This is a genomic window from Rhodococcus sp. 24CO (genome assembly GCF_050586165.1).
In the GTDB taxonomy this organism is placed as follows: Bacteria; Actinomycetota; Actinomycetes; order Mycobacteriales; family Mycobacteriaceae; genus Rhodococcus_F.
Genome location: NZ_JAZFNF010000006.1, coordinates 1 through 12,424 on the forward strand (window position 1 = coordinate 1; position 12,424 = coordinate 12,424).

Here is a 12,424-nt window from a genome sequence, read left to right on the forward strand (position 1 = left end):
CCCGGTGCAATACCGAGCCCAGGCCCTCGCGGCTTAAGCTGCAAGCCGGCCAGTCCAACTATCGGGGACCAGTTCAGATCCGCACGGATCGACGGGGCATTTCGCTTACCGCATCAGGACAGAACCGTCAGGACAGAACCAATTGGTCCGCGTCCTCGCTGACACCGACGTGCACGGTGTCTCCGTCCTGGACCTTGCCGGCCAAGAGCAGTTTGGCGAGCTGGTCGCCGATCGACTGCTGGACGAGTCGACGCAGTGGCCGAGCGCCGTACAGCGGGTCGTAACCGCGCACCGCGAGCCACATCCGAGCCGCACCGTTCACCTCGAGGGTGAGTCGACGGGCAGCCAGACGCTTCTGCAACTGCTCGAGCTGGATGTCCACGATGTGCTCCAACTGCTCTTCGGAGAGCGAGTCGAAGATGACCACGTCGTCGAGACGGTTGATGAACTCGGGCTTGAACGCGTGGCGTACCGCGTCCATGACCTGCTCCCGTGTTCCACCGGATCCCAGGTTGGAGGTCAGGATCAGGATGGTGTTGCGGAAGTCCACCGTGCGGCCTTGACCGTCGGTGAGTCGGCCTTCGTCGAGCACTGCAAGCAGGACGTCGAACACGTCGGGGTGTGCCTTCTCGACCTCGTCGAAGAGGACCACCGAGTACGGGCGTCGCCGGACTGCTTCGGTGAGCTGGCCGCCGGCTTCGTAGCCGACATATCCCGGAGGGGCACCGACGAGTCGGGCCACCGAGTGCTTCTCACCGTATTCGCTCATGTCGATGCGGATCATCGCGCGCTCGTCGTCGAAGAGGAAGTCCGCCAAGCCTTTGGCGAGCTCCGTCTTACCGACACCGGTCGGGCCCAGGAACAGGAACGAACCGGTGGGCCGATTGGGGTCGGCAACACCTGCTCGGGCGCGGCGGACCGCATCCGAGACGGCGACGACGGCATCGGTCTGTCCGACGACGCGCTTGCCGAGTTCGGACTCCATACGGAGCAGCTTCTCGGTTTCGCCTTCCATCATGCGGCCGGCCGGAATGCCGGTCCAGGCTGCGACCACGTCTGCGACGTCGTCCGGCCCGACCTCTTCCTTGAGCATCACGTCGCCGTCGGAGGCAGCTCCGGAAGCCTCTGCTGCGGCTTCGAGTTCCTTCTCCAACGCGGGGATGCGGCCGTAGCGCAGCTCGGCTGCCTTGCCCAGATCGCCGTCACGCTCAGCGCGTTCGGACTCTCCTCGCAGGGATTCGAGCTGTTCCTTGAGCACGCGCACCGAGTCGATGGCCTGCTTCTCGTTCTGCCAGCGAGTGCTGAGCTGGCTGAGCTTTTCGCGGTCGTCGGCAAGTTCTTGACGCAACTTTTCGAGCCGCGCCTTCGACGCGTCGTCGGTTTCCTTCTCGAGTGCCACTTCCTCGATCTCGAGGCGGCGGACGGTACGTTCCACCTCGTCGATCTCGACGGGACGCGAGTCGATCTCCATGCGCAGGCGCGATGCGGCTTCGTCGACGAGGTCGATGGCCTTGTCCGGGAGGAACCGCGACGTGATGTAGCGGTCGGACAGCGAAGCTGCTGCTACCAGCGCGGAGTCGGTGATGCGCACGCCGTGGTGCACTTCGTAGCGCTCCTTGAGGCCGCGCAGGATGCCGACGGTGTCCTCGACCGAGGGCTCACCGACAAGTACCTGCTGGAAGCGACGCTCGAGTGCGGCGTCCTTCTCGATGTACTTGCGGTATTCCTCGAGCGTGGTGGCACCGACCATCCGCAGCTCACCGCGGGCGAGCATCGGCTTGATCATGTTGCCTGCGTCCATCGCGGATTCGCCGGTGGCTCCGGCGCCGACGATGGTGTGCAGCTCGTCGATGAAGGTGATGACCTGTCCGGCACTGTTCTTGATGTCGTCGAGAACCGCCTTGAGGCGCTCTTCGAATTCACCGCGATACTTGGCACCGGCCACCATGGACCCGAGGTCCAGGGAGATGACGGTCTTTCCGCGCAGCGATTCCGGGACGTCACCCGCGACGATGCGTTGGGCAAGGCCCTCCACGATCGCGGTCTTGCCGACGCCGGGTTCACCGATGAGTACCGGGTTGTTCTTGGTACGACGCGAGAGCACCTGCACAACGCGTCGAATCTCCGTGTCGCGACCGATCACCGGGTCGAGCTTGCCGCTGCGTGCGGCTTCGGTGAGGTCGGTGGAGTACTTTTCCAGCGCCTGGTAGGTGCCTTCCGGCTCAGGGCTGGTGACACGCGCGCTACCGCGAACTGTGGTGAATGCCTCACGCAGCGCGATTGGTGTCGCACCGTGATTCTTCAGCAGGGTCGCGACGTCGGAATCACCGTCGGCAAGTCCGTACAGCACATGCTCGGTGGAGACGTACTCGTCGTCCATCTCGGTGGCGAGGTGCTGGGCGGAGGTCAGCGCCGCGAGTGCTTCACGCCCGAGCTGGGGCGTGGAGCTGGCACCGGTGGTTTTCGGCAGGCGATCCACCATGCTCTGAGCTTCGCGATGCACGACGGTGGGGTCGACGCCCACTGCTTTGAGCAGCGGGCCGGCGATGCCGTCGGTTTGGTCGAGGAGTGCGACCAGCAGGTGTGCCGGTCGAATGTCGGGGTTACCCGCCGACGACGCCGACTGCAGTGCAGCCGTCATCGCAGCCTGGGTCTTGGTTGTTGGTGTGAACGAGTCCACTTGTCACCTTTCTGGCCGGGCTCCGGTCGCCACAAGCGCGTCGAAGTCGAAGTTGTGGGCCGCTCCGGGTGGTGGTGCGGCCGTGTCAATATGCTCAACGCGGACAAACTTGAGTCTATTCCGCTCAAGTTTGATTTGGCCAGGCGGGTTCGCCATCGTTTGTAACAATTCGAGCCGTACTAGAATTGGGACGAGAGTTGCTGCTGTTGCGAGAGGGGGGTGTCGATTGGATCCGACGGTGATCGCCCGCCTGCAATCCAGCCTCGACGCTCTGGCCGACGACGACGACTCTCGCGCCCACTTTTCAGCACTGTTCTATACGGCCCTCTTTGCCGAACATCCTCTGTACCGCTCATTGTTCCCGGCCGGGATGGAATCCCAAGGCCACCGGTTTGTCACCGCTATCGAATTTGTCGTGAAGAATCTGCCGCAGCAGCGCAGGATCCGGAAATTCCTGACTCAACTCGGACTCGATCACCGCCGGTACGGTGTCGAACGCGAGCACTACCGGGCTGCCGGCGTTGCGATGAGGCGCGCTGTGAAGTCGATGCACGGAACCAGCGCCCACAGCCGGTACAAGTGGACACCCGAACTCGAAGAGGCCTGGTCCGAGTTCACCGAGTTCGTCGTGAGCACGATGGCGGAAGGCGCCGAGTCCGATACCACCCCGGCACTGTGGGGCGGAACCGTCGTGAGCCACGAACGGGTCCTCGACGATCTTGCGATAGTGCGCCTCGAAACCGATCCGCCCATTCCGTACGGTGCCGGTCAGTACGTCGGTGTGCAGGTTCCTCAACGCCCCCGAATGTGGCGGTACTACTCCCCCGCGATCCCGACCAATCCTTTCGGCCAACTCGAGTTCCACGTCCGCAAGGTCTCCGGCGGCTGGGTGAGCCCGGCAATCGTCACTGAGACCAATGTCGGTGACCAGTGGGTCATGTCCACTCCGCTCGGCGGCCTCGAGGTGGACTTCACGCACGACCGGGACGTCCTGATGATCGGCTCGGGCACCGGGATCGCGCCGCTGCGAGCTCAGGTGATGGAAATGTCCCAGCGAGCGCAGAATCCACGTGTTCATCTTTTTGTCGGCGGGCGCTACCCGTGTGATCTCTACGATCTCGAGACCCTGTGGCACATTTCGCTCAGCAACCCGTGGCTGACCGTCGTACCGGTGTCCGAGGAAGCCGAGAATCCGTGGTGGCACAGCGGGCCGGCACTCGAGCCGCCGTTCGGTATGCATTCGCGACTGACCGGCCCCATCGGTCGGGTCGTTGCGCGGTTCGGTTCGTGGGCGGACCGTCAGATCCAGATCTCGGGGTCGCCGTCGATGATCAAGACCACGATCTACGCGTTGCGGGCCGGTGGCACCCCGATCGACCAGATCCTGCACGACCCGCTCTACTGACTTTCAGGAGACATCCATGAGTTCACGATCCTGGACCAGCACTGTCGTCGAACATCACCGCTTGCGTGAGGATCTGGCCGTGATTCGCCTGATCGGCGACGTCGTGCCGTTCCGGCCGGGTCAGTACGTGGATGTGAGTGTGCCGCAGAATGCCCGCTTGCTTCGCCGGCTGTCTCCAGCGCTGCCACCGTCGCAGGACGGGAAGCTCGAGTTCCACGTCAAGACCGTTCCCGGCGGTTGGGTGAGCGGTGCGATAGTCAAGGACACCCAACCCGGCGACACGTGGACGATCGTCGATCCGCGCGGTTCACTTTCCGTCGACGAGAACGGACCGCCCGTCATCATGATCGCGGGCGGAACCGGTTTGGCGCCGATGCGATCGATCATCCTCGATCTGGCCCAATCGCCGAATCCGCCGCTGGTCTACCTGTTTTTCGGCGGTCGAACGCTTCGCGATCTGTACGCGGCGGACATGCTGTGGATACTCGCCCACGAACTGCCCTGGCTGCAACCGATTCCTGTCGTCGAAGATCTCACGGACGCCGGTCCACCCGACGGCTGGGCCGAAAGACTCGGCGTCGACATCGGTTTCGGTGAGGATCATCTGGTGGAGGGAACGCTTGCCGACGTCGTCTCGTCGTACGGGGCCTTCACCGAGCACCAGGTATTGGTGTGTGGGTCGGCTGCGATGGTGCGTTCGACGCGGGATCGTCTGATTGCAACGGGAACTCCGGCCGAGGCTATTAGCTTCGACCCTTACTGACGGTCAGTACGTGGGATCATTGCGAACGGTCGCGGCGTCGATGCCGACGGCCCGGAGCCGGAATTTGGTGCTGTTCACGACGGATTCGTTGCCGACGACTTGAATGTCGCATCCCGCCCAGTTCCCGAACGATGTGACAACCTTGCCGACTTTTCCGGTCATGCGCTTCGGCATACCGATCGGTGACAGCGGTTCGGTCTCGGTGTGCCACCACGGATTGGTGTCGTCTTCCGAGACCGGGACGACGGTGAGCCAGGGATGTCGCTCGGCGAGGGCCCACAGATGCGGGAGGTCGTACAGATCGCACGGATGCGCACCGGAGTAGAACAAGTGAACTTTGCGAGTGTTGCCACGGCGGATCAGTTCCAAGATCTGTGCGCGCAGCGGCGCAACGCCAGTTCCCGACGCGATCATCAGGAGGTCTTTGGTGTTCTCCGGAATTCCGAGGCCGCCGATCGGTGACCCGATCACCCAGATGTCTCCGACGGTGGTCTGGGTGACCATTGCGGGGCTGACCCAACCGCCGGTTACCTGCCGGATGTGGAACTCGATGATTCCCGATCCGTCCGGCGGATTGGCCGGGGAGAGGTATCGCCACATCCGGGGCCGCGCCCCAACCTGCACACTGACGTATTGACCGGGTCGGTAGTCCATGGGCTGATCGAGTTGGAGTCGCACGATCGCGACGCCTTTGATCGCGGTGCGCGTCTCGATCACCGTGGCGCCCCAGGCGGGCGGTCCGTCTTCTGCGTTTGCCGCGTCCATCATGGCTGCGGAGATGACAGCCAAGGCGTTGCGCCAGGCGCTGTCGACCTCGTCGGTCCACATCTCGGCGCCGCCGAACATCTCGAAGGCTTCGATCATCGAATTGCCGACGGCTTGGTAATGCTCGTCCGTTACACCGTATTTGCGATGATCGCGGCCCAATTGCGCGAGGTATTCGAGAATTTCGTCTGTCTCGCCGAGTCGTTCGACCACGTAAGCTATCGCCGTGAACAGACGGTCACGCTGCACGTCCATTGCAGCCGGAAAGAACTCGCGCGTCTCCGGTGAGCGCGCGAACAGCAGCGAATAGAAGGTCCGGGCAAGCCGCTCCGGGCCGCCCTCTTCAGCGACGATGGACTTGAAGCTCGACCGGACCAGAGAAATTGCTTGCGAATCCACGCTTATCCTCGTCCCGATTTTTCGCGGCAGAACCAGCCGCAAACTTTCCGAGGGGAGCTTATGTCACAAATGTCCCACTCGTAAATGTTTGGCCGTATATGTCACACGTCACGCCGATTTTTTCGGTACGCCCGTCCCTTTTTCGTTGGGGGGTGCAAAATAAGCAAGGGTTTCGACACGCTCGACAGTTGAGCTAACGTCCAGCGAAATCCGAACCAGCCAAACAGGAGTCGTGCCGTGGATATTGTTCGACCGGATGCGTTGCCAACAGGTAGCGCTCCATCAACTCCGCTCGTATCACATCCGCCGGTGCCTACCGATCTTCAACGCCGCGAACTCGAGTGCGTCGAGTTTTTCGACTCCCCGGAATTGAGCCACCTGCCGACGTCGAGAAGACGCAAAGCGCTGCGGGAACTACATCGGACCGGAACGTACACCCACACCGCCGAAGAACTTCTGGTCGGAGCCAAACTCGCGTGGCGCAACCACGCACGGTGCGTCGGACGCGCACATTGGCGCACCCTCAAACTCATCGACGCACGCGATGCCGTCACCGCATCCGCACTGGCGGAAGCCTGTTGGGAACACCTGCGGCTCTCGACCAACGGCGGCGCACTCCAGTCCGTCGTCACCGTCGGACCGCTTCCCCGCGAGGACGGCCAGGAGTACCGCATCCTCAGCCCGCAACTGATCCGCTATGCCGGCTACCGGCAGTCGGACGGCACAATTCTGGGCGACCCGTGGCACGTCGACCTGACAGAACAGGTTACGTCGATGGGCTGGAAGGGCGCCGGAACGCCGTTCGACGTTCTACCCCTGCTCATTTCGGTTCCGGACGAACCACTGCAGTACTTCGACGTGCCTGCCGACCTTGTCCTCGAGGTACCCATCGAGCATCCCGACTACCCGTGGTTCGCTGACCTGGGCCTTAAGTGGCACGCCGTTCCGGCGGTCTCGGACATGAATCTCGATATCGGCGGAATCGTCTACCCCTGCACTCCGTTCAGCGGTTGGTACGTCAGTACCGAAGTGGGCGCCCGCAACTTCAGCGACACCGATCGCTACAACATGCTTCCCGCCGTCGCAGCGCATCTGGAGCTCGACACCAGCACCGATCGAACGCTGTGGAAAGACCGTGCGCTGGTCGAATTGAACCGCGCAGTTATTCACAGCTATCGCAAGGCCGGCGTCATCATGGTCGACCACCACACTGTCGCAAAACAATTCATCGATCACATCGAGCGCGAAGAGAAGGCTGGACGCAAGTGCCCGACGGACTGGTCCTGGGTGAACCCGCCGATGTCCAGTTCGCTCACTCCGACGTTCCATCGCCTCTACGACGAGCCCGATCTCTCCATTCGCCCCAACTTCGTGACGAAGAAAAAAGGCACCGACCAAGGTCGGTGCCCCTTCCACACGTGATCACGCTCAGAACGGGATCTGCCCCAACGCAACTCCGACCACGAGCATCGTGATCGAGATGAGGCCGGCGCGCCACAGGACCTTCTTGTGGTGATCCGCCAAAGACACACCGGCTAACGTCACGAGCAGCAGAATCGCCGGGACCAGCGGGCTCTGCATGTGCACGGCCTGCCCGGTGATCGACGCCCGGGCCATCTCCACCGGCTCGATCCCATACTGCGCCGCCGTCTCCGACAGCACCGGCAATACGCCGAAGTAGAAGGCGTCGTTGGTCATGAAGAACGTGAGCGGAATGCTCAGGACGCCGGTGATGACGGCAAGGTGGGAGCCCATCGCGTCGGGAATGACCTGCAGGAGCCATTCGGCCATCGCCTCGACCATGCCGGTGCCCTGGAAAACGCCGGTCAGCACTGCTGCCGCCAACACCATCGCGACAACGGACACGATGCTCGCCGAGTGCCTGGCAATCGCCTCACCCTGATCCTTGACGGCAGGGAAGTTCACCGCGAGAGCGATCGACGACGCGATCATGAACAGCACCGGGATGGGCAGCACATCCATGACGAGAACAACCAGAAGTACGGTCGTCAGCGCGGCGTTGAACCACAGGAGCTTCGGCCGCAGAGTATCCCGCTTGGGGTCGAGGCCGTCGATGAAGCGTCCGGTATCGCCGCCGTCGTCACTGTCGTCGGCATTACCGCTGTTGTCACTGCCGGCGCTGGAAGTCCCTCCGTTTCCGACCTTTTCGAGGATGCGTTCAGAAGTGAGGACCAAAGTCCCGATCCGACGACGCTCCATGATCCCGAGATGAACCGAAAACGCGAGCACCATGATCAATCCGACGATCAGCGACGGCACCATCGGAACAAAGACATCGGACGGCGAAAGTCCCAAGGCGCTTGCTGCCCGGACGGTGGGACCGCCCCACGGAATAATGTTCATCGTCGCGTTGGACAGCCCGGCGACCACTGTCAGCACCACCGGACTTACTCCGAGTTTGAGGTAGAGCGGCAACATCGCGGACGTCACGATAATGAACGTCGTAGAACCGTCGCCGTCGAGGGAGACCACCATCGCCAGTACTGCCGTGCCGACCACCAATCGCATCGGATCGTCGCGCACCAACCGGAGGATGAACTTCACGAGCGGATCGAACAGCCCGACGTCGATCATGATGCCGAAGAAGATGATCGCGAAGAACAAGAGCGCCGCGGTGGGAGCAAGCGATTTGATGCCGTCGGTGATCATGTCGCCGATCCCGAGGCCCGCTCCGGCGAGTAATCCGAAGGCCACGGGAACCAGTGTCAGTCCCACCACCGGTGTTGCACGCTTGGTGAGGATGAGGAACATGAACACCGCAACCATGAGGAAGCCGAGTGTGACGAGCATGGTGAGCTCCTTTGCGTATGGAACGAGGAGAAGAAGGCACAGCACATCGAGCTGATGTCTTGGTGAGGGTGAAACGAAACTTCTGTGGTGACGCTCTACCGGTCCAAAGTCACAGCGACAAACCGGGATTGATCTTGCAGGAACTCGGAGAACTCGGGTTCGATGAGAACTGCACTGTTCCAACCGTTTCGGCGGGAAAGCTCGTTCCATCGCGGGCTGGCCGCCAAGTCCGTCACCAGTGCCTGCAGACGCAGTCGCTGATCGTCGGTCAGCCCCGGCGGTGCCATGAGGCCTCGCCAGTTCGTAAAGGTGACGTCGACGCCCAGTTCAGCCAAGGTGGGCGCGTCCACCGCCGGCGAGCGCTGGGGTGAACTGACCGCAAGAACCCGAACCGTTCCTGCCGCAATCTGATCCAGGTATTCGCCGAGACCGGTTGCCGCGACATCGACCTGCCCCGTCAGTAGCGCTGGGAGCAGTTCACCGCCGCCGTCGTACGTGCGTGACGGCGACAGCGCAGGATCGACGCCGACGGCCCGCGCCAGGAGTAGCCGGAACAGCCCGTCCGGTCCGCCCTCGCTCGAACCCCCGCCTCTCGAGATCGACGACGGGTCTTGCGTCCACGCCGATGTCAGATCCGCCAGGGTTGTGAACGGTGAATCCGACGGAACCAGAACAGCTTCCGGTTCTTCCATCAACCGCGCGATCGGGGTCGCATCGGCAAGCGTGTGCTGGGACGGCAGAATTTCCACGGATCCGAGCACGCCGAGCCCCATCACCATCAGGAGATCGGGGTTACCCCGTTCGAGAACCAACCGGTTGAGTCCGACGATGCCACCCGATCCGGGCAGAACCAGAACGTCGGCGGTGGCGGTCCCCTCGTCGGCAAAGGCTTGCACCATGGTTCGGGCGGTCAGGTCGTAACCACCACCGGCAACCGACGGCACCAGGATGCGCAATTCCTCGGAACTGCCTCCGGCCTGACCACCCGCGAGGAAGGACTCGACCGGAGTGCATCCGATCGCCGCCGCGAGAGCTGTCGCGCAAGCAGCCAGCAGGGCAATGTACCTGCTCCGCCGCGTCGATGCACTCATGATGTTGTCCATTCCTGCCTGGTTCGATGTGTGAACAGATTTCATACTGGCGCACTTTGTGACTGGAGTCACCATTGGGAACGCAAAGTGCTTTGTGCTCATTGTGCTCACGAACAGCCACTTTCCCGGTGCCCGACTACCGCGCTATGGTCTGGCAGGTGTCCACAGGAAGCGCGCAGGCCGAACGCATACCGCTGCGCGCCCGTTTCCGTCGTCGGCGACAGACCTTGGCGACACAACTTCTCGAACTGCAACTCCTGATCGTCGTGGCGGTTCTTCTCTGCGTGACCGCGCTCTCGCTTGCGCAGTCGTCGGCGAGTTTCCAGCGCGAGGAGGGGCGCCGCGCACTCTCGGCAGCAGAGTCGCTTGCCGCCAATCCGGCAGTGCGAGAGCTACTCCCCGGGGCTCAGACCCGTATCCGCTCAGGACTGCAGGGATCTGTCGACTCGGTGCGCGCAATCTCCGGCGTCACGTACGTGTCCCTTGCAGATCAAGACTCCGTCGTTGTGATCTCCACGCGTCCCGGCGATGTCGGCACTGCCGTACCGCAGACTCAGGGCCGGTCCGAGACGGGATTGGTCGACACGTCCTCCGGCAAGGCCGTCGAAGCACAGGTTCCGATTCTGGGCAACGACGGTTCGATCACCGGCAGCGCGATAGTCGGGATCGAGTACCCGTCGATCTGGACCCGCCTACTGCAGTCGGCACCGAACCTCCTGGTGTATCTCGCAGTTGCTTCGGTGATCGGCGCAGTCGGCTCGATCCTGTTGGCCCGCAGGGTCAAACGTCAGACACTCGGGATGGAACCCGGCGAGATCCTCGATCTTGTCCGCCACCGCGAGGCAATGCTGCGCGGACTCAAGGAGGGAGTCATCGCCTTCGACGCGCAGGGGCGCGTGGTGCTCATGAGCGAGAGCGCCCACCAACTTCTCGACATCGCCTACGGCAGCGCGGGCGAATCCGTCCGAGATCTGGGACTCGACGATCGGTTGCAGAGCGTTCTGACCTCCGGGACAACAGAATCCGATCAGTTGGTTCTGGTCGGCGATCGACTCCTTGTTCTCAATACCGTGCTCATCGAGTCCAAGGGCCGCACCATCGGGTCGGTCACCACGTTCCGCGATCGCACCGAATTGCGGGCCGTGGAGGAAGAACTCGACGTCACCAAAACCAGCACCGACGCTCTGCGCGCCCATATTCACGAGTTCGACAATCAACTGCACACTATTTCCGGTCTCATCCAACTCGGCGAATACGACGAAGTTGTCGGCTACGTCGAAGGGTTGACCATGGAGCGAGCGCAGATCAGCGCGGCGGTCACCGACAAGATTGCCGATGTGGGCACCGCCGCCCTCGTCATTGCCAAGATCGGTGCGGCGGCACAGGGATTGGTGACTGTCGAACTGTCGGCCGATTCGCATCTGGGCACTCTCGAACGCGCGCTCGGGCGCGATGTGGCGACGGTGGTCGGAAACCTCGTCGACAATGCCGTCGATGCCGTGGCCGAAATGTCTGAGACGGAGCGGCGGACGGTTCGATTGTCGATTCGCGGTCTGGGCGGCTCCGTCGAAGTGCGTGTCGAGGACGCCGGTCCCGGCGTCGCCCCCGAAAATCGAGAGCGGGTGTTCAGCCAGGGCTGGAGCACCAAGGGACAATCGAGTGACGGGCACGGATTCGGGTTGGCGTTGGTGCGCCTGACATGTCGGCGGCGCGGCGGTGACGTCTCCGTGAGCACCCGCGCCGCGGACGGTCTCGAGTGGACGGTTTTCACCGCAGTCCTACATGACGGAGAGAGCGCATGATCCGAGTTCTGGTAGTCGACGACGACTTCATGGTCGCGCGTGTGCACAGCGGATTTGTTTCGCGGATAGACGGTTTCGAGGTGTGCGGTGTTGCCCACTCTGCGGAGGCTGCACTTGCTGCGGTCGGAGAACTGGTTCCCGATCTGGTGCTTCTCGACGTCCACCTGCCCGGAACAACCGGACTCGATCTCATCGCTCCGTTCCGGGAGCTGGTTCCCGAACTCGACGTTCTGGTGATCACCAGCGAGCGCGAGGCAGGCTCGGTGAAGAAGGCACTACGCAGCGGGGTCGTGCATTATCTGATGAAACCCTTCACGTTCGACGTTCTCCGCGACCGCCTCGAGCGGTACCGATCGACGTACGCCAACCTCGACAGTGCGGGTGAAGCCGAGCAGACCGCCGTCGACGAAGCGTTCGGTGTAGCCGGCGTTGTGGCAGCACCCTTGCCGAAGGGCCTGAGTCCCGAGACCCTGCAGTTGGTCGAGAACGCGCTGCGGGGTGAAGCCGAACCCGCCTCGGCGACAGACATTTCCGAACGCGTCGGTATCTCGCGGGCAAGCGCGCGTCGTTATCTCGAGCACCTGTGCGCGAGCGGGCAGTCCACCACGTCCCTGAAGTACGGAGTGGTGGGCCGCCCGGAACGGCGCTATGCCTGGAAACGCTGAGAGCAAGCAACGCTGAGACCTGGAAACGCTGCGAGCTAGCACC

At 62.8% G+C, this 12,424-nt stretch carries 9 protein-coding genes; 5 read left to right on the top strand and 4 right to left on the bottom strand.

Annotated features, from left to right (window positions below; all coding sequences use genetic code 11):
* Positions 1–127 precede the first annotated feature (127 nt).
* Positions 128–2,680: an ATP-dependent chaperone ClpB gene (gene clpB / locus V2B23_RS15490; protein ID WP_430951167.1), complete on the bottom strand. Its 2,553-nt coding sequence runs from the start codon at positions 2,678–2,680 to the stop codon at positions 128–130.
* A gap of 238 nt (positions 2,681–2,918) precedes the next feature.
* On the opposite strand from clpB, the gene V2B23_RS15495 reads away from it, so the two are divergent.
* Together V2B23_RS15495 and V2B23_RS15500 are read left to right on the top strand one after the other, a co-directional pair.
* Entirely contained in the window at positions 2,919–4,085 is a 1,167-nt protein-coding gene (locus V2B23_RS15495; RefSeq protein ID WP_092802481.1) for an FAD-binding oxidoreductase, read from the top strand.
* A gap of 16 nt (positions 4,086–4,101) precedes the next feature.
* Complete coding sequence (locus V2B23_RS15500) at positions 4,102–4,848, top strand: FAD-binding oxidoreductase (protein ID WP_430951168.1); 747 nt, start codon at positions 4,102–4,104, stop codon at positions 4,846–4,848.
* A 3-nt stretch (positions 4,849–4,851) separates the two neighbouring features.
* Here V2B23_RS15500 and V2B23_RS15505 read toward each other — a convergent pair whose 3' ends face one another.
* Positions 4,852–6,012 (bottom strand): globin domain-containing protein, encoded by a 1,161-nt coding sequence (locus V2B23_RS15505; protein WP_430951169.1) that lies wholly within the window; start codon positions 6,010–6,012, stop codon positions 4,852–4,854.
* 237 nt (positions 6,013–6,249) lie between these two features.
* Here V2B23_RS15505 and V2B23_RS15510 point away from each other — a divergent pair, with 237 nt between their 5' ends.
* Complete coding sequence (locus V2B23_RS15510; RefSeq protein ID WP_430951170.1) at positions 6,250–7,434, top strand: nitric oxide synthase oxygenase; 1,185 nt, start codon at positions 6,250–6,252, stop codon at positions 7,432–7,434.
* A 6-nt stretch (positions 7,435–7,440) separates the two neighbouring features.
* On the opposite strand, the gene V2B23_RS15515 is transcribed toward V2B23_RS15510, so the two are convergent.
* Both V2B23_RS15515 and V2B23_RS15520 read right to left on the bottom strand, forming a co-directional pair.
* Entirely contained in the window at positions 7,441–8,823 is a 1,383-nt protein-coding gene (locus tag V2B23_RS15515; protein WP_430951171.1) for a CitMHS family transporter, read from the bottom strand.
* A 95-nt stretch (positions 8,824–8,918) separates the two neighbouring features.
* The gene (locus V2B23_RS15520) at positions 8,919–9,914 is read right to left on the bottom strand and encodes a tripartite tricarboxylate transporter substrate binding protein (protein ID WP_430951172.1); all 996 of its coding nucleotides are present in this window, start codon (positions 9,912–9,914) and stop codon (positions 8,919–8,921) included.
* 158 nt (positions 9,915–10,072) lie between these two features.
* On the opposite strand from V2B23_RS15520, the gene V2B23_RS15525 reads away from it, so the two are divergent.
* Positions 10,073–11,716: an ATP-binding protein gene (locus V2B23_RS15525; protein WP_430951173.1), complete on the top strand. Its 1,644-nt coding sequence runs from the start codon at positions 10,073–10,075 to the stop codon at positions 11,714–11,716.
* Positions 11,713–12,381 carry a response regulator gene (locus V2B23_RS15530; protein WP_430951174.1) on the top strand — a complete coding sequence of 223 codons (669 nt, stop codon included), beginning with the start codon at positions 11,713–11,715 and terminating at the stop codon, positions 12,379–12,381. The genes V2B23_RS15525 and V2B23_RS15530 overlap by 4 nt, the downstream gene beginning before the upstream one ends.
* Positions 12,382–12,424: the final 43 nt, after the last annotated feature.

Excerpts from the sequence above, each read along its gene's own strand:
- V2B23_RS15500 (WP_430951168.1), top strand. The coding sequence starts at position 4,102 with ATGAGTTCACGATCCTGGACCAGCACTGTCGTCGAACATCACCGCTTG.
- V2B23_RS15520 (WP_430951172.1), bottom strand. The coding sequence starts at position 9,914 with ATGAGTGCATCGACGCGGCGGAGCAGGTACATTGCCCTGCTGGCTGCT.
- V2B23_RS15515 (WP_430951171.1), bottom strand. The coding sequence starts at position 8,823 with ATGCTCGTCACACTCGGCTTCCTCATGGTTGCGGTGTTCATGTTCCTC.
- V2B23_RS15530 (WP_430951174.1), top strand. The coding sequence starts at position 11,713 with ATGATCCGAGTTCTGGTAGTCGACGACGACTTCATGGTCGCGCGTGTG.